At 27.1% G+C, this 23070-nt stretch carries 19 protein-coding genes and 4 pseudogenes; 9 read left to right on the top strand and 14 right to left on the bottom strand.

Annotated features, from left to right (window positions below; all coding sequences use genetic code 11):
- Positions 1-11 precede the first annotated feature (11 nt).
- Together serC and JJC03_RS15325 are read right to left on the bottom strand one after the other, a co-directional pair.
- A pseudogene (gene serC / locus JJC03_RS15330) lies at positions 12-1081 on the bottom strand (3-phosphoserine/phosphohydroxythreonine transaminase).
- Positions 1082-1214: 133 nt separating this feature from the next.
- Positions 1215-2273 (bottom strand): acyl-CoA reductase, encoded by a 1059-nt coding sequence (locus JJC03_RS15325; protein WP_088401096.1) that lies wholly within the window; start codon positions 2271-2273, stop codon positions 1215-1217.
- Positions 2274-2412: 139 nt separating this feature from the next.
- On the opposite strand from JJC03_RS15325, the gene JJC03_RS15320 reads away from it, so the two are divergent.
- Together JJC03_RS15320 and JJC03_RS15315 are read left to right on the top strand one after the other, a co-directional pair.
- Positions 2413-2763, top strand: coding sequence for a 4Fe-4S dicluster domain-containing protein (locus JJC03_RS15320; RefSeq protein ID WP_088401094.1), 351 nt, complete (start codon positions 2413-2415; stop codon positions 2761-2763).
- Between the two features lie 247 nt (positions 2764-3010).
- Positions 3011-3355: a hypothetical protein gene (locus JJC03_RS15315; RefSeq protein WP_235873599.1), complete on the top strand. Its 345-nt coding sequence runs from the start codon at positions 3011-3013 to the stop codon at positions 3353-3355.
- A 369-nt stretch (positions 3356-3724) separates the two neighbouring features.
- Here JJC03_RS15315 and yidD read toward each other — a convergent pair whose 3' ends face one another.
- From yidD to JJC03_RS15280, 7 genes and pseudogenes are all read right to left on the bottom strand, one after another.
- Positions 3725-3952 carry a membrane protein insertion efficiency factor YidD gene (gene yidD, locus JJC03_RS15310; protein WP_088401090.1) on the bottom strand — a complete coding sequence of 76 codons (228 nt, stop codon included), beginning with the start codon at positions 3950-3952 and terminating at the stop codon, positions 3725-3727.
- Positions 3953-4013: 61 nt separating this feature from the next.
- Positions 4014-5494 (bottom strand): annotated as a pseudogene (gene cysS / locus JJC03_RS15305) (cysteine--tRNA ligase).
- 71 nt (positions 5495-5565) lie between these two features.
- Entirely contained in the window at positions 5566-6237 is a 672-nt protein-coding gene (gene folE, locus JJC03_RS15300; protein ID WP_088401086.1) for a GTP cyclohydrolase I FolE, read from the bottom strand.
- A 76-nt stretch (positions 6238-6313) separates the two neighbouring features.
- On the bottom strand, positions 6314-7507 hold the full coding sequence (locus JJC03_RS15295; RefSeq protein WP_088401084.1) for a pyridoxal phosphate-dependent aminotransferase: 1194 nt from the start codon (positions 7505-7507) through the stop codon (positions 6314-6316).
- Between the two features lie 897 nt (positions 7508-8404).
- The gene (locus tag JJC03_RS15290) at positions 8405-9232 is read right to left on the bottom strand and encodes a LamG domain-containing protein (RefSeq protein ID WP_235873598.1); all 828 of its coding nucleotides are present in this window, start codon (positions 9230-9232) and stop codon (positions 8405-8407) included.
- 62 nt (positions 9233-9294) lie between these two features.
- Positions 9295-9666, bottom strand: coding sequence for a hypothetical protein (locus JJC03_RS15285; protein WP_235873597.1), 372 nt, complete (start codon positions 9664-9666; stop codon positions 9295-9297).
- Positions 9663-10868, bottom strand: coding sequence for a phage tail-like protein (locus JJC03_RS15280; RefSeq protein WP_235873596.1), 1206 nt, complete (start codon positions 10866-10868; stop codon positions 9663-9665). Before JJC03_RS15280 ends, JJC03_RS15285 begins: the two co-directional genes overlap by 4 nt.
- Before the next feature lie 395 nt (positions 10869-11263).
- On the opposite strand from JJC03_RS15280, the gene JJC03_RS18330 reads away from it, so the two are divergent.
- From JJC03_RS18330 to JJC03_RS15255, 6 genes and pseudogenes are all read left to right on the top strand, one after another.
- Positions 11264-11716 (top strand): glycosyltransferase family 2 protein, encoded by a 453-nt coding sequence (locus tag JJC03_RS18330; protein WP_258931972.1) that lies wholly within the window; start codon positions 11264-11266, stop codon positions 11714-11716.
- Between the two features lie 45 nt (positions 11717-11761).
- Positions 11762-12187, top strand: coding sequence for a hypothetical protein (locus JJC03_RS18325; protein WP_258931971.1), 426 nt, complete (start codon positions 11762-11764; stop codon positions 12185-12187).
- Positions 12177-12407, top strand: coding sequence for a hypothetical protein (locus tag JJC03_RS15270; RefSeq protein ID WP_235873595.1), 231 nt, complete (start codon positions 12177-12179; stop codon positions 12405-12407). Before JJC03_RS18325 ends, JJC03_RS15270 begins: the two co-directional genes overlap by 11 nt.
- Positions 12380-13111 carry a polysaccharide deacetylase family protein gene (locus JJC03_RS15265; RefSeq protein ID WP_235873594.1) on the top strand — a complete coding sequence of 244 codons (732 nt, stop codon included), beginning with the start codon at positions 12380-12382 and terminating at the stop codon, positions 13109-13111. The genes JJC03_RS15270 and JJC03_RS15265 overlap by 28 nt, the downstream gene beginning before the upstream one ends.
- 127 nt (positions 13112-13238) lie before the next feature.
- Positions 13239-14083: pseudogene (locus tag JJC03_RS15260) on the top strand (DUF2911 domain-containing protein).
- Positions 14084-14359: 276 nt separating this feature from the next.
- Positions 14360-15190, top strand: a complete 831-nt coding sequence (locus JJC03_RS15255) for a universal stress protein (RefSeq protein ID WP_088445352.1) — start codon at positions 14360-14362, stop codon at positions 15188-15190.
- Between the two features lie 121 nt (positions 15191-15311).
- Here JJC03_RS15255 and JJC03_RS18990 read toward each other — a convergent pair whose 3' ends face one another.
- From JJC03_RS18990 to JJC03_RS15245, 3 genes are read right to left on the bottom strand one after another with little or no spacing between them, the layout of a single operon-like run.
- Positions 15312-15467 (bottom strand): hypothetical protein, encoded by a 156-nt coding sequence (locus JJC03_RS18990; RefSeq protein WP_309597685.1) that lies wholly within the window; start codon positions 15465-15467, stop codon positions 15312-15314.
- A 38-nt stretch (positions 15468-15505) separates the two neighbouring features.
- Entirely contained in the window at positions 15506-16186 is a 681-nt protein-coding gene (locus JJC03_RS15250; RefSeq protein WP_309597684.1) for a hypothetical protein, read from the bottom strand.
- A complete protein-coding gene (locus JJC03_RS15245) occupies positions 16186-17619 on the bottom strand; it encodes an MBOAT family O-acyltransferase (protein WP_235873593.1) in 1434 nt (477 codons plus the stop codon). The genes JJC03_RS15250 and JJC03_RS15245 overlap by 1 nt, the downstream gene beginning before the upstream one ends.
- A 293-nt stretch (positions 17620-17912) precedes the next feature.
- Between JJC03_RS15245 and acs the strand changes: the two are divergent.
- Positions 17913-19821, top strand: a pseudogene (acs, locus tag JJC03_RS15240) (acetate--CoA ligase).
- Between the two features lie 94 nt (positions 19822-19915).
- Here the strand turns inward: acs and JJC03_RS15235 are convergent.
- Together JJC03_RS15235 and JJC03_RS15230 are read right to left on the bottom strand one after the other, a co-directional pair.
- Positions 19916-20479, bottom strand: a complete 564-nt coding sequence (locus JJC03_RS15235; protein WP_235873592.1) for a 3'-5' exonuclease family protein — start codon at positions 20477-20479, stop codon at positions 19916-19918.
- Position 20480: 1 nt separating this feature from the next.
- Complete coding sequence (locus JJC03_RS15230) at positions 20481-22391, bottom strand: DUF294 nucleotidyltransferase-like domain-containing protein (protein WP_088401291.1); 1911 nt, start codon at positions 22389-22391, stop codon at positions 20481-20483.
- Positions 22392-23070 lie beyond the last annotated feature (679 nt).

Genomic DNA, 23070 nt, shown 5'->3' with positions numbered 1-23070 from the left:
TAAGTTATTTTTTAAACTAAATTTTCAAATTCTTTCATTGTATCTACTAAAATTTGAACGCTTTCTAAAGGTAAAGCATTATAAAGAGAAGCTCTATATCCACCAACAGAACGGTGACCTTTTAATCCTGAAATTCCTACTTTTTCACAAAGTTCATTAAATATAGATTCATATTTTATATTTTCTAAAACAAATGTAGCATTCATAGAACTTCGATCCTCTTTTATAGCGGTTCCTCTGAATAAAGGATTTCGGTCTATTTCTGTATATAAAAGCTTTGCTTTTTCATTGTTTATTTTTTCAATAGCATGAATTCCTCCTATTTTTTCTAACCATTTTAATGTTAACAAAGAGGCATAAATAGAAAATACAGGAGGTGTATTATACATACTTTCTTTTTTAATGTGAAGTTTATAATCTAACATAGAGGGAATAACACGTCCTGTTTTTCCTAAGATTTCTTCTTTTATTACCACTAGTGTTGTTCCAGCGGGTCCCATGTTTTTTTGAGCTCCAGCATAAATTAAATCAAATTGACTAAAATCTAAACTTCTTGAAAAAATATCTGAACTCATATCACAAACCATTACAGTGTCTGTTTTGGGAAATGATTTCATTTGAGTGCCATAAATTGTATTATTACTTGTACAATGAAAATAGTCTAAGTTATTAGGAATCGTATAATCCTTAGGGATATGATTAAATTGTTCATTTTTTGAAGAAGCAACCACAAGTGTTTCTCCAAAAGAGTTGCTTCCTTAATAGCTCCACTTGCCCAGGTTCCTGTTTCTAGATAACCTGCTTTTCCATTTATTTTCATTAAATTATAAGGAACCATTAAAAATTCTAAGCTAGCTCCTCCATGTAAAAAAAGAGCTTTATAACCTTTATTTTGTAAGCCTAGAAGATTAAGAACCAAAGATCTTGCTTCTTCTATTACTTCTACAAATTCATTACTACGGTGTGAAATTTCTAAAAGAGATAATCCCATTCCATTAAAATCTAAAATAGCTTTTGCAGATTGTTCAAAAACTTCTTGTGGTAAAATACATGGTCCTGCACTATAATTATGTTTTTTCATTATTTGCCTTTTATTAGATTTTGTAAATAACCGATTACTATTAATACGAGCTTCTAAATTAAAATAAGGTTTATGTAAATGAGTCTCTTTTTCTTTTTCTTTTTTATAATATCTGAAATTTTAATTGCCATTTTTATAATGAATTTAAGAAAGCAATGGTATCAATATTATCTGCATAATCCCAAAGTTTTGGTTTTTGAGTTTGACCAAAAGGAATACTGTTTTCTGTTAAATGATTTGAAACAACACATTGAATTAGATCTTTATCTCTTAGAAGACGATTTGTAATGTCTTCTAAATTTTCATAATATTCATAAAATAATGAAGAAATAGGAGAAGCATAGCTTGTATCTTCTTTTATAGTTAAAAATTCATTATCTAATATTTTAAATAAACTCATTAGAAATACAGCTTTATTATAATCATAATTGTTAGCATATTTTTCATAATGAATAATTTCTCCATATGGGTAAATAGCTTCAAAAAATAATTTAAAATCATAATTTTTAGGGATAAAGATTTTGGAGACATTACGACAACCTAGACCAAAATAGCGAAAGATATCTTCACCTAATAAAAACAGTTCTTCTTTATTTTCACTACCATTTAATATAGCTACAGAATTTCTATTTTTTCTTATAATAGAAGGTTTGTTTCTAAAATAATATTCAAAATAACGAGCCGTATTATTACTTCCTGTAGCAATCACAGCATCAAAATTTTCTAATTTTTCTTCAGAGAAAAGAATTCTTTCTTTAAATTTTGGTTCTATTTTTTTTAGATAATTAGCTAAAAAAGGAAGTAATTTTTGATCATTAGAGGATAATTTTGCTAACACTTTATTACCACTTACTAAAACAGATATAAAATCATGAAAACCTACTAAGGGGATATTCCCAGCTAAAACTAAAGCAATTGTTTTGATCTTTTCTTCATTATATGTATAGGGTCTTAACCATTTAATTAGATTTTCTTCTGTCAAAGCTTCAGCCCAAGATTGAATTGAAAAATAAACCTGTTCAGATGTAAACCAACCATTATGTGATTTAGATGTTTGAATGAGTTCTGCAAATGAGTCAAAAAAGAGTTCATTGTAAAGTACTTGCTCATTCGCTATATTACCTTGAGGGGTAAATTGTTTTAAGAAATTTCCTAATTTCGAAAATGCAATAATAATTTCTTTTTGTGACATAGGTTACTTGCTTATGTATGGTTTAGATTGTATTTTTGCACAAAAATAAGATATTTAGCTTTAGGAACTACAATAGCCTAAAGCTTTTAAAATAGTTGAACGCTTATAGCTTAGGGCTTGAGGTATAAAACATAAAAATATGGCAATTATAATTACAGACGAATGTATTAACTGTGGGGCATGCGAGCCAGAGTGCCCTAATACTGCAATTTATGAAGGAGCTGATGATTGGAGATGGAAAGACGGTACTAAATTAACAGGTAAAATAGTTTTACCTGATGGAACAGAAGTAGATGCAGAAGTAGCACAGACCCCTATTTCTGATGATATATATTATATTGTTCCAGGTAAGTGTACTGAGTGTAAAGGTTTTCATGAAGAACCACAATGTGCTGCAGTATGTCCAGTAGATTGTTGTGTTCCTGATGATAATCATGTTGAAACAGAGGAAACATTACTCAATAGACAGTCTTTTTTACATAATGAGTAATTTTTTATATTAAAAAAACAAAAAGCTGTTTGTAAATAAACAGCCTTTTTTAGTTTTTTTTTAAGAATATCAGAAGGTTTTGTCTTATTAGTTGTTAATTCTGTTTTTTATTCAAAAAGAGTAAATAAATTGTTCATAATATTTTAAAAAATAAATTTAGTTGTAATTTTAGGATCACAAATAAAAGAATTAAATTTATTATTAAATATATGCTTTATAGCGAAAAAAATCTCAAGAAAAAGTTTTTTTGATTTTATTTTTTATAATTGGATTACTTGAAGTTGTAGCTGAGTATTTTAATCAAGTTTTATTAATATATATATTAAAACCTTTGCTAATGCCTATCATGATGCTGATGTATTGGAAGGTTTCAAAAGAACGAAATATATATTTTTTATTAGCTTTATTTTTTGTATTAATAGCAAATATTCTCTTTGTTTCAAGAACTTTTAGTAGTGCTGTAATAGCGTCTATTTTCTTTTTTATATATAGGGGGATTGTTATATGCCTGGTGATTCAAGATGAACCTATCAAGAAAAAATTACCTGTAGTAATAGGAAGTCTTCCTTTTTTACTGCTTTTGGATATTTAACTTTTTTAACTAAAAATGAGCTAGGAAAAGGAATTTATATTTATTTAATTCAAGTAATATTTCTTTCTTTTTAGGAGGATTAGCACTTTCTAATTATATGATTGAAGGATGTAAAAAGAATTTTTGGCTTTTGATTAATGCTGTTTTTTTTGCTATAATCCAATTTATACTAGTTTTAAAACTTTTTTACATATCAATTTCCTTTTTTCCATCTATATCTATGTTTTTGTATCTTTTTGCACAATTCGGATTGTATAAGTATATGTTAGAAAGAGAAAAAAAGAATTGTAAGCCTAAAGATTATTCTTTTCTAGATGACTAAGTATTAATTTTTTTTAATGAATATTTAATAATTCTTTTAAATATTTTTTAAGGTACTGGATCATATCCATTACCTCCCCAAGGGTGACAACTTAATATACGCTTAATACCTAAATATAATCCTTTTAAAGGGCCATGTTTTTGTAAAGCTTCTATCATATAATGAGAACAAGTAGGTTGGTATCTACAAGTTGGAGGCATTAAGGGGGAAATTATATATTGATAAACTCGTACTAAAAAGATTAGTGGTAAAATTAATATTTTTTTAAAATTCATGGTTTTACAATAAAAAGAAACCTGTTAGTAAATAATTATTTAATCTAACAGGTTTTTATGTTTAATAAGTATAACTTGTACCTTCTTTACCATCTTTTAGTTGAATACCTAAAGCTAGTAATTGATCACGAATCTGATCTGAAAGCGCCCAGTTTTTATTCTCACGAGCTTCTTTACGCATAGTAATTAGCATTTCAATCACTCCATTTAATTTACTTGAATGATTATTTGTAGTTGATTCATTTTGAATACCCAAAATATCAAATACAAAATCATACATTGTTTTTCTTAGTAAATTTAAATCGTCTTTTGTAATACTTTCTTTGTTATCTCTTAAGACATTGATAATGCGTGCCCCTTCAAATAGATTAGCAATTAAGATAGGTGTATTAAAATCATCATTCATAGCTTGGTAACAGCTGCTTGCCCATTGTTCGATATCTATAGAAGATTGATTTGTTACTGTAATTGAATCAATACTTTTGATAGCTTCCATTAATCTATTATAACCTTTTTCACTAGCTATCATTGCGTCATTAGAGATGTCTAGTTCACTTCTATAATGTGCTTGTAAAAAGCAAAAACGAATAATACTTGGACTAAAGGCTTTTTCAAAAAAAGTGTTATCACCTGTAATTAGTTCTAATGGTAAAATAAAATTACCAGTAGATTTACTCATTCTCAATCCATTCATAGTAAGCATATTGGCGTGCATCCAGTATTTTACTGGTTCAGTGCCATTACAACCTTTTCCTTGTGCAATTTCACATTCATGATGAGGGAATTTTAGATCCATACCCCCCCATGAATATCAAAATTTTTACCTAGGTACTTTGTGCTCATGGCAGTACACTCTAAGTGCCACCCTGGAAATCCTTCACCCCAAGGAGAATTCCATCTCATAATATGAGCAGGAGATGCTGATTTCCATAAAGCAAAATCTTGTGGATTTCTTTTTTCATTTTGACCATCTAAATCACGTGTATTAGCTAATAGATCGTCTATATTTCGATTACTTAATTCACCATAATTAAGTCCTCTTTTATTGTATTCTTCTACATCAAAGTAAACAGAGCCTTGACTTTCGTAAGCTAATCCTTTATCTATTAAATTTTGAGTCAATTCAATTTGTTCAACAATATGACCTGTAGCGGTAGGTTCTATATTAGGAGGTAAAAAATTAAATAGATCTAAAACTTTATGGAAATAAACCGTATATTTTTGTACGATTTCCATTGGTTCTAGCTTTTCTAAAATAGATTGTTTTACAAAACGATCATTTTCTATATTTCCATCATCGGTTAAATGTCCAGCATCAGTTATATTACGTACATAACGAACATTGTAGCCTAAATGTAATAAATAGCGATAAATAACATCAAAACTCATGAAAGTTCTTACATTACCTAAATGTACATAGTTGTATACTGTAGGACCGCATACGTACATACCTACATTACCCTCATGTACAGGGATAAAAGATTCTTTCTCGCCACTTAAGGTGTTATAAACTTTGATAGGATTGGATGTGTATAAATGCATTGGTTAGAATTTGAATAATTTAATTAGACTTACAAAACTTAAATTGTAAGTCTAATTAATAAGCTGAATACTTAAAATTTAGTTTCTAATTTTATATAGTCTAAAAATTCTTTACGAGTTGCCTCATTTTTGAATTTACCACCAAATTCAGCAGTTACTGTGCTGCTTTCAATATCTTTTATACCACGTGAGTTAACACATAGATGTTTTGCATCTATTACACAAGCTACATCATCAGTACCTAATACATTTTGTAATTCTTGCACAATTTGCATAGTTAAACGTTCTTGTACTTGAGGACGTTTAGCATAATAGTCTACTATACGGTTCATTTTAGACAGACCAATTACGGTGCCATTTGAAATATAAGCAACATGGGCACGACCTATAATTGGTAAAAGATGGTGTTCGCAAGTAGAATAAACTACAATATTTTTCTCTACTAACATTTCATTATATTTATAATGATTTTGAAAAGTAGAAGATCCAGGTTTTTTATTTGGGTTTAATCCTCCAAAAATATCTTTAACAAACATTTTTGCCACACGATTAGGTGTACCGCTTAAGCTATCATCTGTTAAATCCATTCCTAAAGTGTTTAAAATATTTTCAACATCTTTACGGATTGAAGTAATCTTTTCTTCGTCCGATAAATCAAAAGCATCACTACGCAAAGGGGTAGTGGCACTAGTTGCTATATGACTGTGTCCTAATTCGTCGTGAAATTCTTCGTTATGAGCCATTAATATAAATATAATTTATTTCAATTTTTTTTTGAACTGCAAATATAGTGAATTACTGAAAACTAAAATAATTGTATTATTTGTTATATACTTTCAGTGCTTCACCTAATATTTTAGCCGATTTGATAATATCTTCTTTTTTTAATACGTAAGCAATGCGAACTTCATTAAGTCCTACGCCAGGGGTTGAATAAAATCCAGCTGCTGGAGCTACCATTACGGTTTCACCATTAAAATCAAAAGATTCTAATAGCCATTGTGCAAAATCATCAGCATTTTTTATAGGTAATTGTGCTATACAATAAAAAGCTCCTTTAGGAGTAGCAATTTTTACTCCAGGAATTTTGTTCATTTCTTGAATTAAAGTATCACGTCTATCCTTATATTCTTTGATCACTTCATCAAAATAACTTTGTGGTGTATCTAAAGCAGCTTCACTTGCTATTTGTTCGTAAGTAGGAGGAGAAAGTCTAGCTTGTGCAAATTTCATTGCAGTATCCATTACTTCTTTATTTTTAGAAACGATACATCCTATACGTGCACCACACATGCTGTAACGTTTTGAGACTGAATCAATCATAATTGCATGATTTTCTATACCTGTAATATTCATAACAGAATAATGTTTAGCGCCCTCATCATAAACAAATTCGCGGTATACTTCATCAGCAATTAAGAATAGATCATATTTTTTTACTAATTCTGCTAATTGGTTGATTTCATCTTGAGAATACAAATAACCAGTAGGATTTCCTGGATTACAAATTAAAATTGCTTTTGTATTAGGAGTTATTAATTTTTCAAAATCAGTAATTGGAGGTAAAGCAAAACCAGTTTCTATTCCTGACATTACAGGAACTACTTTAACTCCAGATGCAGTAGCAAATCCATTATAGTTAGCATAAAAAGGTTCTGGAATAATAATTTCATCTCCTGCATCCATTGTACTTCCTAAAGCAAATAACAGTGCTTCAGATCCTCCTGTTGTTACAATTATATCTTCTTTTGCAATTGGTAATCCTATTTTATTATAACTCTCAGAAAGTTTAGTTCTATAACTATCAAAACCAGCAGAATGACTATATTCTAAAACTTTAATAGCTGTGTCTTTAATAGCTTTTAAAGCTACTTCTGGTGTTTGAATATCAGGTTGACCTATGTTTAAATGATATACTTTGTGCCCTTTTCTTTTTGCAGTTTCTGCATAAGGTACTAACTTTCTGATAGGAGATTCTGGCATTTGAAGCCCTTTATTTGAAACTTTTGGCATGATTTAATTAATTTGGTAATGCAAATTTGCAATAAAATATTTAAATAAACATTTTTTTAGATAATGATTTAATTGATATCTCTATAACTTATTTTATATCCGAGATTATTTTGCACAAAGTATAGAACAAAAAGTCCTTTTATCAAAAATAATTAACTTTTTATAAAGAAATTTTTCCTGTACAATGTGTGAAATGAATTTTGTATTTAAATATAAAAGCTTAATATGAGGTTTTATTTAGTTTAGATGTAACTGATAAAGTAAATATTCAAAATGTTTAAAAAGATAGAGATAAAAGATTAGGAATTTAAAAAACTATCGAAGTCTATAACTTATTAAGTTAATTATTGAAGATTATTTTGATTACAATAATTAAAATTATATTTTCAGATAACATTTTAGTTTTATTATAATGTGGAAAGGAAATAGAAAATAATAGTGAAGAAATTATAAAAGAAATTCTAGTTTCTAATTTAATGATAAAGGAGGTATTCGAAGCCTACATTTTACATTTCAAATATTAGAAAAATAGTACTAACAAAAAGATCAGGTATTTTAAATAAAGAAGAAGTATTTAAAAATAATTTATATTTAATTAAAAGCAGAAAAAATGAAATTTTAGAAGATAAATTTTATTTTTTAAAACTTATTAGATTGCTAAAACAAGTTTCTTATTAGCCTATATTAAAATCAAAGTTTTAAGTTTAATTTTTAAAAAGATTTTATTCAAAATAAAATTTCAAAAAAATATTTATTCTTTTATTTTTGGATTTTATTGTAGTTTTTTGAATAAAAAGAATAATTTCTTTAAATTGAATTTTATAGTCTTATCTTATCTAAATTAAACCTAGATTATTAGGTGAATAAAGCTTATAATCTAGGTTTAAATAATCAATTTTAAAAAGGAAGAGCAATAAAGTTTGAAGTATTTCCTGTTAATGAAAAGTTAAACAAACTACCATTTATACCACTTTTAGAATCTGTTAAATTTGCAATTCCTGTATTATTTCCATTAGCAATTCCTTGATTCATTTTATAATAATATAATAAACCAGAGGTGGCTAATGGCATATTAAAATTATCTTTATTAGTAAGTATTTCAACTGCAGTTCTTGCTACATTCCATATTCTTAATTCTGTCATTGTCATATCACATAACCCAATACCAGTAGAGCCAGATGTCATAGCGGTAGTAGAATTATATTCAGAACCTATAGAGAAAATAGCATTACTAGTTGTAGTTATTGTAGGTATTGTTCCAACATTAGTAACACTTTGTCTTACACCATTAAAATAAATTTTTAAGCGTTCTGTTGTTATGGCTTGGGTACCATCAAAAACAACAGCAATATGAGTCCAAGTATTAACAGGCATTGTAGAAGTGGTAATAATATAATTTGATCCAATAAAAGCATAAACTTCGCCTGCTGTTGAGCCAAATTGTATGTGAGCAACTCGTTCCGTATCAGTAATACGTTTACTTATCATAGTTGTCCATTGTACAAAGTTTGCAAAACGCCCCCAATATTCAATAGTGTATTGAGAAATGTTATTTAAGGCAGTAATATTTCCCAGTGAAACAGCATCATTAATTCCATCAAAATCAAGACCTATTTTATTTGCTACGATATTAGGAACGATATAAGGAGTTCCTACTACCTGACTATTTGATTTATTATTAAATAATAAAAATCCAATTAAAAGTAAAACATATTTTTTTATCATACAGTTTTCTATTAGATAAACTATGGTGATCTAGTTTATTTTAAATTATTTAAAATATTTTATTAAAATCCTGTTACCATATAAAAATATACCGTAGTTCCTATGACCAAAAAAGTATATAACGTTTCTTTCCCAGAGGTTGTTGCTCCATTATTAACAGATTTAAGAGTAAATCCTGCTGCTGTAAAGCTTGCTGTTCCAGAAGTAGTTCCGCGTACAGAAAGAGTATAAGTTCCTCCATCTTTTAAATTAGTTAAGGAAAAAGTATTTCCAGGGTTAGCAGTTGTATAAGCTAAATTACTTAAAGAAAAATCTATTGTAGTACCAGCTACAGCATTATAGGCGCTAGCGTTTGTTGCAGCTCCATTTACTGTTAGTTTTGATCCAGGTGTATTTGTTCCTATTCCTACATTTCCAGCATTGGTAATTCTCATTCTTTCATTAAAAAAGGAGAAGCAGCAGTACCTGTAGAAAAGATTATTGATTTAGTATTATTTGCATTAGCAATATACATATCCTGACCACTGCCAATATAAGAAACATCATTAGCTCCACCTATATTATAAGCTGTAGGGAAATTAAAAGTAGAATTATTAATCCCCATCCAAGCAAATCCTGTGGTAGCGGAACCATTATCTGCTGTAGCTGAATAGCCGCTCTGTGCTTGTGTTCCGTTACTTGTGTTTTGAACATTAAATTGTAAAAAATCATTAATACTACCTGTAGCATTAATGACAGTTTGTGTTGTTGTTATTCCAGATGCTACGTCTAGTTTTGATCCAGGTGCTACCGTACCTATTCCTACATTACCAGAGCTTCTTATAGTTAATCTATCTGAAAAATTTGTTGAATTTCTTGTTTTAAAAGTTAATCCAGCATAAGAATTAGTTACATCTCTATCGATTCCTTCAATAGAAGCACCTGTCAAACCTGTATAATTGGTAGAAGGAACAAAATTAAAAGAGGCAAATGTTTGATTTGTTCCATTCATATTATACAATATTAAATTTCTAGCTGTTCCTTGTCCACATGTTGTACCACAATTATTAATACCTATTGTTAGGGCATCTACCGTATTTCCAGCTACATTATTTGTTATTTCTGCAACAGAAGTTCCTAAAGAACCAGTTACATGAAATTTTGATGTAGGAGCATTAGTACCTATTCCTACTGCACCAGCAGAAGTTATTCTCATTTTTTCTACATTATTTGTTCTTGTAACAAAATCAACTGGGTCTGTAGTTCCTATAAAATTTGTTGTAGCAGAAGTTCCTGCATTACCTGTTAATGTCCATTCAGATAGATTTGGATTTGTTTGACTAGTTAATAATAGCCAATTAGAACCATTCCAATAGTAATATCCAGGTATAACATTGTTAGGAGCTACTCCATTTATAGCGGTGTTATAAACAATAGTCCCAGCTATAGGTGTTCCTCCTTGAGGATTAACTACTGGAGTTGATACATTTGAAGCGATTAAGATAACCTGAGGAGGCAGAAAACCATTTGTTGAAGAATTTATTTCTAATGCAGCTCTAGGTGTATCTGTGCCAATTCCTACTTGACCTTTTGTTTTTTGATATCCAAAATAAATAAAAGATATAAGAAATAATTTATAAAGTAATTTTTGTTTCATAATTCTTTTTTTTTATAATAATCATTAAAAGGTGTTTTTGTTAAATTTACAAAAAAAATAGAATTATTTTTAATTTTATTCTTTTTATTGATTAATGATAAGAAAATTCTTTAGTTACGTATTAAGATCGATGTTAAGCAAATCCTATCATATAGATTAAAATAGCTTTAATTATATTCTTTTTCCATTTTTTAAAAAATCCTTAATAAATCTTAACTTATTTCAATTAAAAAAAATATTTGTATCAATAAGACATTTAATATAAATTTGTCCCTTACCTCAAATCTAGCCGAAAATTATATTCTTTTGATGATTAATATAATTTATGTTTTCATTTATATTGAACAACTTATTTATAATTTATTATCTTATAAATAATTCAATTATTAAGTTTTATGATAGAGTCTAAAATAAAGTTTTCAATATTAATTACTACAAAAAATCGTTTAGTTGATTTGAAAGTTACTCTTGAAAACTTATCTTTATTAATAAATAATGAAGAAGTTGAGTGCCTAGTTTATGATGATGCTTCAACAGATGGAACTTTTGATTTTATTAAAAGGAATTATCCGAAAATTATTTTATTAAGGAATAATAAAACGTTAGGATTAATTCACAATAGAAATATTTTACTTGAAAAATGTAATGGGGAATACGCTATTTCAATTGATGACGACTTACATTTTCTAACTCCTGAAAATCCTTTAGAAGTTATTGAAACTTTTTTTTTAAAAAAAATAAGCAAGCGGGAGTCTTATCATTTAGAGTTTATTGGGATAAAAAGAACCAGATACGTATCAAACATATCAAAAACCTGTCAGAATAAAAAATTTTTTAGGAGGTGCTAATGTATGGCGTATGAGTGTTTGGAGACAAATTCCAAATTATCCAGAATGGTTTATATTTTATGGAGAAGAAGACTTTGCTTCGTATCAATTATTCAAAATAAAAAAGAAATATGGTATTGTCCTGAAATTTTAACATTACATAGAGTAGATTTACTGGAAAGAAAACAACAGAAAGATTACATAATTAGAACCCGTCGTTCTATTCGTTCAGGTTGGTTTTTAATGGGATTATTTTATCCTATTAGGTTAATCCCTAAAAGATTTTTATATACTTTATATATACAACTAAAAAATAAAGTTTTTAAAAGAGATTTTAGAGCAGCATTAGGAATCTTATTAGCCTTATTTGATGTTTTAATTCATATCCCAAAAATAATAAAAAATAAAAATAGATTAACAATTAAAGAGTTTAAAGCATATAATGAATTAAACTCAACAGAAATATATTGGTATCCTGAAAATGATAAATAAAAATATAAAATTTAAAATATTAAAATTTAAAAATCGTATTTTCAAAGGTAGACCAGTATTGGTACTTGTGTATCACAGAATAAATGATGTTGTAGATTTTCAGAATGCTGGTTTAACGGTATCAGTATCTGATTTTGAAAAGCAATTAATCTATTTTAAAGAAAATTTTGAAATATTAAAACTTGGAGATGATTGGAAAAAAATAAAAAAAATGCTCTAGTTATTACATTTGATGATGGATATGCAGATAATTATTTAAATGCTTTACCTCTTTTAGAAAAATATCAGATACCAGCAACTATTTTTATTTGTTCTTATAATATAAATTCTAATGAAGAATTTTGGTGGGATAGATTAGCTAATCTTTATAATCAATTACCTAAAAAGTTTATTAATTTAAAAGGAAAAACAGTTGATAAAAGTCAATGGAGCTATAAAGTTTTAGAAAAAAGTGTTAGGGATAAAAATGTATTTAAAATAGTAGAGAATTGTAAAAAAATAGAAGAATTAAATAATGTTAATATTGAACTAAGAGAATCTTTTAGATCTTTAACAACTGAAGAATTAATAGAATTAGAAAAAAGTAGTTTTATTGACATTGAATTACATAGTCATTCACATAATCATTTTTCTTATTTATCATTTGAAGAACAAAAAACAGATTTGATTAAAAATATTTCTGAACTTAAGAAAAGTTTGAATAATAAAAAGTTTAAATATTTTGCTTTACCTCATGGAGCCTATAATTCAGAAACCTTAAAAGTTATTTCAGAAGAAAATTTAGAAGGATGTTTATTAGCTAATAATTATTATTCAAATTATAAAAATAAGTTTAGTAAAAAAATAAATAGGATATTAATACCTTCTATAACCGGTCATAAATTAAAAAAATATTTAAATAAATATATTTTTGATTTGTTTTAAGGCAAGTATTACCGCTATAAGGTGATTAGTATAATAACAAAAAAATCTATTTAGAACAGAAATATTTTTATACTTTCATTAACAATTTTTTAAAAATCAGAAGCTTATATTTGAAAAAACTATTTAGATGATACGATTTATAATAGGAGCTGTAGTTTTTCTAGCTTCTTTACTTTCCCATTCTCAAATAAAAGTGCCACAGGCAAGTCCTAAAGCTCTTTTAACACAAACTGTTGGATTAACAGAAGTTGAAATAGAATATTCACGTCCTAGTATAAAAGGAAGAATTGTTTTTGGAGATTTAGTTCCTTTTGGTAAAATATGGCGTGCAGGTGCAAATGCTAATACAACTATTACTTTTTCAGATGATATCATAATTAATGGAGCTACTTTAAAAAAGGAAAGTATGCGTTATATGTAATGCCCAAACCAGATGAGTGGGAAATTTATTTTTATAATGATACAAATAATTGGGGGATTCCTGAAAAATGGGATGATGCTAAAGTTGCATTAAAAGCATCTGCTAAGACAGAAATATTAAATAAATCAATAGAAACATTTACTATTGGAGTTTCTAATACTGATTTTAATGGTGCTAATATTGAGTTCTTATGGGAAAAAACATCTGTTTCACTACATTTTGATGTACCAACAAATAAAACAGCTATTGCTTCAATAGATAAGACTTTGAATGGACCAACATCTGGAGATTATTTTACCGCTTCACAATATTATTATAATACAAATGTAGATTTGAATAAAGCTTTACAATATGTCAATAAAGCTTATGAAATGAATGAAAAAAAACCTTTTTGGTACACACGTCTTAAATCACAAATTCAAGCTAAATTAGGTGACTATAAAGGAGCTATTGAAACAGCAAAAAACTCATTAGAAGGAGCGAAATCAGCTAATAATTCTGATTATATAAAGATGAATGAAGAAAGTATTAAGGAATGGGCTAAAAAATAATTAATTCCTTATTTATTAAAAAAAGATTATTAAATTTAATTTAAAAAGTACTCCTAAATAATATTTTCTGATTTAAAACTATTAAGGTTTTATTTTTCATTAAAAGGAAAAAAGAATATTCTGTATAATTAAGTTTCTTTAATAATCTTTTTTATATGTATATTTCAAATGATAATTATCATTTTGTTTATAAATAGTTAGAGGTAAATTAGACTATCAATATGAATAAAAAGAAATATCTTTATAGATAAACTATCATAACTAAAACTTATACATATGAAAACTATTTTAGTCCCTACCGATTTTTCAGATTCAGCTAATAACGCAAGTCTTTTTGCTTTAGAATTGGCTAAAAAAAATCAAGCAAAAGTCCTTTTATTACATACTTATAATTTACCTATAGTAGATGTACAATCAGGTGTATTAAGCGCAAATATGGTTTATTCTAGTGTGGACCTAGATGAATTTGAACTTTTTAAAGAAAATAATAAAAAATTAAATGAATTAGCTTATTCAAAAGGATTAGAAGATGTAGAAATAAGCCACAAAATTGTCCTAGGAGAATTGAATATAAGCATCAATCAATGTGTAAAAGAAGAAAATGTTGATTTTGTTGTAATGGCTACTTCTGGAGATGATGATTGGTTTTCTAAACTCATGGGGAGTAATACAGATTCTGTAATTTTAACTACAAGTGTACCAACCTTAGTCCTTCCTGAAGGATGTAGTACTAATGAATTGAAAACAATGGGATTTACTACACGATTCAGAGAAAAAGATAAAATAGCTTTTATAGAAACAATCAAATTAGCTGATAAATTAGGATGGTCTATTAAGTGTTTACATATTACAAATTCAGAAGATCAAGTATCAGAGGAAATAATAAATTTATGGAAAAAAGAATTTGAAAGTGATAAAGTTAGTTTTGTTATTAATAAATCCGACAGTGTAATAGATGGAATTGAATACTTTATTGATAATTATGAAATAGATTTATTAGGAATGGTTACTTATAAACGAGATTTTTTTACAGAATTATTTACAAAACGTTTAACTCAAAAAATAACACATAGAGTACATATTCCGATACTTGTCTTCCATGCTTAGTGATTGTTTTATTTATTATGATGGTATCTATTTAGTAAAGAAAGAAACTAAATAATACTCTTCCATTTATACGAATATTTTATAAAAAGAATATGCTATCTAATCTTAGACAGCATATTCTTTAAAATTGTATGTGATTTAAAATATATTCTGTAAAAATAATAGCTCCTTTATTGTTTAGGTGGCCACAAGAGGAAAAATAATGATCATCCGTTACTGAATTTTCAAAATTATAAATTTCAGGATAAATTTTATTTAGTTCAAAAAAATAATTCATTCCTTTTGTGCATTTACACATAGGAGTCATTACTATAACTAATCGAATATTATTTTTTTACAAATTTGTTTAATATCATCTAAATAATAATTACGAATAGGTTTTAATCCTGAAATATTATTTTTCATTCTTTCCCAATTTGTTCCGTTTAATGGATAATATCCCTCGTTATCTAATAAAGTTGTTTTTTCTTTAAAAAGAGCTTTATTCATTTCTCTAAATCCAATTTTATTATCAAACTTAATATAACGATAAAAAGGGATATAATAAAGTTTTAAAAAATCATCTTCAGATTTAAAATGATTTCTTATGACTTTATTAGTGTGTAAGTAAGGCATAAAACGTGCAGTTGTTCCTTCATCTCTTTTTTCATTACACACACTTAAATCTGCTTCTAATAATAAAGTTTTAATCTTAAATTTCTGCTGAAGCATTATTTTTAACATTAAATTGGTTTCAAAAAGATGTGAGCCACTCATACCAAAATTAAAAGCTTTATATCCTCTCTTTTTGAAAAGAGAAGGAATAAAATGATTATTAGCACGAGAAGTTCCCATTATTACAACATCATATACCTTTTGTTTTGAATGTAATACATATTCAACTTTATTTCGTTTACTTGAAGATGAAATAATAAATGTATAAAGTAAATCTAAAATAACACTACTTAATATAATAATAAAAAGTAGAGATAAACTATGTTTTAAAAAATTTCTCATTAGAATTGAAAATATATAAACTCTTTATAATCAGAATAAACACCTAATGCAATTAAAGCTAGAATTAAAATAAATAATTTTAAATAAACAAATTTTCCAGAAATAGGTTCAATTTTATTCCTATTAAACCATTCAAATATTATAAAACAAGATATTAAGGGGATTAATTCATATGAATAACGTTCATTATCTAAGTATTGTACAGAAAGATCTCCGTTAGTAAATAATTTATAGATATACTTATAAGCATCTGTTATAGATTTAGCTCTAAAAAATATCCATGCTAGAGTAGAAAGAGCAAAAGTTATAATCATATTAATTAAAACTTTAATTCCTGATAAATTCCACTCAAAATTAATACTATCAACATTATTTCTATTCTTATTAAATAGTAATAGTGGTAAAAAATAAACAGCATTTATAAGTCCCCATACAATAAATGTCCAATTAGCACCATGCCAAAATCCACTAACTAAAAAAATAATAAAAGTATTACGAACCTGCATCCATTTACCTCCTTGGCTTCCTCCTAGAGGTATATATAAATAATCACGAAACCAAGAAGATAAAGAAATATGCCAACGACGCCAAAATTCAGCAATATCTCTAGAAAAATAAGGAAAGTCAAAATTCTTTAATAAATCTATTCCAAATAATTTAGATGTTCCTAAAGCTATATCTGAATAACCACTAAAGTCCCCATATATTTGAAAAGCAAAGTAAATAGCTCCTAAAATTAGAGAATAAGAATTCATTCCGTTTGCATGATCAAAAATAGCATTTGTATACAATGAGCAGGAATCAGCAATTACTACTTTTTTTACTAATCCCCATATAATTTGAAAAGTTCCTTCTTTTGCCTTTTCAAAATTAAAGTCTCTTTTTATTTTTACTTGGGGAAGTAGGTGTGTAGCTCTTTCTATAGGACCAGCAACTAGTAATGGAAAATAACTAACGAATAATGAATAATCAATAAAATTATATTCCGCTTTAATTCTCTTTTTATATATATCAATAACATATGATAAACCATGAAAGGTATAAAAAGAAATACCAACAGGTAATACAAGTTTTAACAAATAAGGATGAGTCTGAAATCCTATTTTAGTACATAAATCAGCGAAAGACTCTGCAAAAAAATTATAATATTTAAAAATTCCTAAAAAACCTAAGTTTATCACAATACTTAGCCAAAACCAAACTTTAGATTTTTTTTGATTATTACTAGTCTCTATTTTTATACCTGATATATAATCTAAAAGAGTTGAAAAAATTAATAAAAATAAAAATCGCCAATCCCAACATGCGTAAAAGTAATAACTAGCTATAATCAATAAAGTATTTTGACTTTTTTTAGATTTATTAAAAACAAACCAATAGAGTAAAAAAACAATAGGTAAAAAAATTGTAAATTCTAAGGAGTTAAAAAACATTTTATCTTAAATTTTATTTATAATAAATCATGAATGATTAATCAAAATATTAATTATTTCTAGACTATTTTGAGTGCACAAAAATAATTTAATTTATACTTCTTAAGACTATTTTATCTAATTCTTTTAAATTAGATAGAAAAAGATAAGATACTAAAGTCACTCAATAGAAAACTTTTTTGCTTTTTAGTAAATATTTAATGATTTATAAATTGCTCACTCTTTAGAAATATGGTATTTTCGCTTTTTAGAATTTTAACGAGTCATAAACCATTTTATAAAAAAGGCAAATCATGAGTTATTATACCATAAAGGATTTAGAAAACTACTTTAAAATGTATAAAAAATCGGTACGTGAACCCAAAAAGTTTTGGGACAAAATAGCCGATGAAAATTTTGTTTGGTACCAAAAATGGGATAAAGTTTTTGATTTTGACATGCAAAAAGCCGAATTTAAATGGTTTATTGATGCAAAAGTTAATATAACAAAAAATTGTATTGATCGTCATTTAGCTAGACGCGGTGATAAGACGGCTATTATTTTTGAACCTAACAATCCCGAAGAAGACACACAAAAAATTAGTTATAATGAGCTTTATCAAAGAGTTTCAAAAATGGCTAATGTTCTTTTAGAACAAGGAGTAGAAAAAGGAGATAGGGTTTGTATTTACCTCCCTATGATCCCTGATTTAGCAATTGCTGTTTTAGCCTGTGCTAGAATTGGGGCTATTCATTCTGTTGTTTTTGCTGGTTTCTCAGCTGGAGCATTAGAAGCTCGTATTAATGATTCTCAAGCAAAAATGGTAATTACATCTGATGGGGGTTATAGAGGTGATAAAAAGATTAATCTTAAAAGTATTGTAGATGAGGCTCTAGACCGTTGTCATGGTGTTAAAACTGTTTTAGTTGTTGAGCGTACAAAAGAAAAAAATAGAAATGAAAATAGGGCGTGATCAATGGTTACAACCTCTATTAGATAATGCCTCAGATACTAGTGTTGCTGAAATAATGGATGCTGAAGATCCGTTATTTATTCTATATACTTCAGGTTCAACAGGAAAACCAAAGGGTATGTTACACACAACAGCTGGATATATGGTCTATACAGCTTATACATTTAAAAATGTATTTAATTATAATGATGGTGATATTTTTTGGTGTACAGCAGATATTGGCTGGATTACAGGACATTCTTATACTTTATATGGACCTCTCTTAAATGGAGCTACTACCGTAATAAGTGAAGGAATATTATCTTATCCTGATTTTTCACGTTATTGGCAGATAATAGAAAAACATAAAATAACACAGTTTTATACAGCTCCTACGGCAATTCGCTCTTTAGCTAAAGAAAATCTAGATTATGTACAAAAATTCCCTCTAAAATCATTAAAAGTAATTGGTTCAGTAGGAGAACCTATTAATGAAGAAGCATGGCATTGGTATAATGATCATGTAGGAGGAAAACGTTGCCCATTAGTAGATACTTGGTGGCAAACAGAAACAGGAGGAATTATGATAGCTCCCATTCCGTTTGTAACACCTACTAAACCTACATATGCAACTCTTCCTTTACCTGGAGTGCAACCTGTATTAATGGATGAATTAAGAAATGAAATAGAAGGTAATCAAGTAGTAGGCAGTTTATGTATTAAGTTTCCTTGGCCAAGTATTGCTAGAACTATTTGGGGAGATCATGAACGTTATAGAGAAACTTATTTTTCACAATTTCCTGGAAAATATTTTACAGGTGATGGGGCATTACGAGATGAAGTGGGGTATTATAGAATAACAGGTAGGGTAGATGATGTTATTATCGTTTCTGGACATAATTTAGGAACAGCCCCTATAGAAGATGCTATTGATGAACACCCAGCTGTAGCAGAAAGTGCTATAGTAGGATTTCCTCATGATATAAAAGGAAATGCTTTATATGGTTTTGTTATTCTAAAAGAAACAGGAGAACATCGTGACCGTGAAAATTTAAAAATCGAAATTAATCAAATTATTTCAGACCAAGTAGGACCTATTGCTAAGTTAGATAAAATTCAGTTCGTTAGTGGTTTACCTAAAACTAGATCAGGTAAAATTATGCGTAGAATATTAAGAAAAATAGCATCAGGTGATTTAGAAAATTTTGGTGATATTTCTACTTTATTAAATCCAGAAATAGTGGATGAAATTAAAAATGGAAAAGTTTAATTAAAATATTTAAGCCCATTAATTTAAATTAATGGGCTTAAATATTTATAAATTAATTAAAAATAAGGATCAGTTAAGATATATTTTAATTAAATCAATTAATTTTTAATTTTCCTCTCATTTTTAAAAATAATAAACCAATATTAAAGGCTAAACTACCAGAAGTTACTATTTCTGGATTTTTTATTTTATAATTAGAAAATAATTCTTCTAATGAAAATGCCTTAGAATTTGAATCTAAGATTCTGGTTTCCATAACTTCTATATCCAATAAATTATTTTTTATACGGCCACTATGTAATTTTGATAAATATTCATTTAAAATATCAATGTCATAATGTATACGATGCCCTATAAGTGTTGCATTACCTATGAAATGAATAAAAGCTTCAATTGCTTGCGCTTCTTCATATGTAAGTTCTTTTGCATTAAGAATTCTTTCTTTTTCTAATTCAATTTCTAGACTTTGTTCTACTAAAATTTGATTATTTTCAATAGCTATAGCTCCTATTGAAATAATTTTATCTTTTGATGAGTTTAATCCTGATGTTTCAATATGTAAAGCAACCTTTCGTACTGAGGGTGTTTCTAATTGAATTAAATAATTTTTCCAAAAATCTGGATATTCTTTTCCTAAATGTTTTAACCAATCGAGCATTTTATGAAAATTGTGTTAATTGAAAGGTGTCTTTTACTATTTCTTCTAAATCTTTTAATACAGAAAGTGATTCTTTTAAACGTTCTTTCTCTATCTTAGGTAAATGTTCTACATCTATATACTCACCTGTATTGTCATTTTTATAACCTTCTAAAATTCTATATTTTGATAATAATAAGAAGGTCTCTGATGCTTGACGATAAACTACTTCATTATCAAGGTCTTTTATTGCTAGTTCTTTGTATCTAGAATACGTATTGTTAATTCCTTTTAATTCAAATTGTATTGCTAGTAAACGAGCAATATCTACAATTTGATTAAGAGCTTTTTCTTTGATATTAAATTTACCGTAATGAGAACCTGTATCTTCTTCATTAAATTTTTTAAAGAAGTTAAGTGGAGCAGGTTTTTTAAGTGCATCATTTCCTAAATAATCTAAAAATAAAACTTTATTTTTAATTTTGGAAATAGTATCTGTTATAGCTGTTTCAAAACTTTGATCACCATATACAAACTCGTAATCAAAGAATATAGCACAATGTTCATTAGTAAATTCTCCAGGAGATTTAATCCAATTTTCATATTGCAAAACCCATTCTGTTAAAGGTTTACACCATTTTTCATTAGTAACAGAATTACCAAATTCACAATGTTTATATCCTAGTTTTTCAAGTGTTTCAGCTACTTTTTTAGCTAGTTGACTAAAATAAAAACGAGTATTTCTAGCTTGTTGTATATCTACATCCGCATAAATTAGCATATTATCATGATCTGTTAATAATAATTGTTCTTTTCTTCCTTGACTCCCTATACTTAAAAAAGCAAAAGGAACAGGAGGGGAGCCTAAATCTAAGATGGCTAATTCTATAGAACGATTAATAATTGCTAATATAATTTCTCCAGCTACATTATAAAGATGTTGTAATGGGATATTTTTAGTAAGTGCTTGTTGCATCATAGAAGCCATAGATTTATAAACAGCTCTTAATTCTGAAGAAGAATTAGCTCTTTTAGCTTCTTTTATTAATACACCTGGAGAATTAGCTTGTGCTTGTACTAAATCTTGTTGAGTAATAACCCCTTTTACTTCACTATGTGGAGTTCCATCAATGGTTACACATAAGTGATGTACTTTGTGAGACAGCATTACTAATTGTGCTTCAGATAATGAAATGTTTTCAGTAACGGTTATTACTGGATAAGTCATAATTTTATCTATATGAGATTGAATAGCATTTTTACCTGTAGCAACTTTATATTTAAAGTCTGCATCTGTAACTATACCAGCTAATTTATTATTTTCTATAATAAACGCATTATCTAACATTCTATCTGTCATTAATAGGGCAACTTCTCTAATAGTTTGCTCTCTTTGAACTAATAAAGGGGAGTGGTTGTATGTCAATGTCTGTATAAATGAAAAATCATTTTGAAATTCAGAAAGTTGAACATTATCTGCTATTAATTGCTTTTTATCTTGATCTGTTGGATTGTTTGAGTTTAATGCAAAACTTTCTAATAAAAAATTTAGAACTTGTGAATTTTGTATAACAAAAGGTCTGATCTTTTCAATTGGTATTGCAAATAAAAAGGCTTCTTCATTTGCTTTTGCTGTCATTTGATAATTATTTTTAGCAAAAAATGGTCTTAAGCCAAAAATATCTCCTGTATAGCATTTATTTAATAAAGTTTCCTCTGCATCTGATACTACAGTTAGATGTACAACACCAGAATTTACAACATAAAAACTATCATGTAAAGGATCATTTATTTGAAAAAGTTTTTGTTTTTTATCTAAATGAATAACTTTTATATATCGCGCAATTTGTTCTAAATCTTCAAAAGATAAAAAATTAAATGGCTTAAAATCTTTTAAAAAATTAGCAATATTAGTGGCTATAGAATTTTTCATAGAATTATTTAATTTTTTTAAACGTTACGCTACAATTATTAAAATTATTATAATGTAAAATTATCAAAGACTTTGCCAAACTAGGATTATTAATTGTCTTTACTTAGAAGTAAAATTAGAAACATTTTTTATAGAAGCAAAAGGAAATGTTTAATTTTTCTATTTTACATAATATAAATTATAGTTCAAAAACATTCTTGAAAACAGAGGCTCTCCAAAAAGTCCGCAATCTTGTCATCCTATGTTTGTATAAGTTCGGATAGTACTCATTAGGACAGCTTCTTTATTTTAATAGGATTTTTAAATAAAAATTAATTGTTTTAAATCTTAAAATAAAATTATCCATAGACTAAAAAATAATTGTTTATTCCCTAATTAATTTAATTTCCATAAAATGTTTATTAATCCCAGATTACGCGTTAGAAATTTTTTAACAAAACTCATTTTGTAATTTTCATAAAAACAAATGTTTAACTGAATATTTTTAAAATAAATACATTTTTTATGGTATAATTTTTGTTAAAAATATATTTGTAAAATTCAAATTTATTCTAATGTGTAATCTGGGTTAATTATGATGTTAATATTCTATAAATATGTTTTACTTAATAAGTATTTTATTTATTTTCAAAATACTAATAATCAACAATTATTTGGCAGAGTACCGATACGTTAATTA

It is taken from the genome of Flavobacterium oreochromis (genome assembly GCF_019565455.1).
Taxonomy (GTDB): Bacteria; Bacteroidota; Bacteroidia; order Flavobacteriales; family Flavobacteriaceae; genus Flavobacterium; species Flavobacterium oreochromis.
Note: the sequence above shows the minus strand (reverse complement) of the source record. Positions and strands in the feature narration are given on the sequence as shown.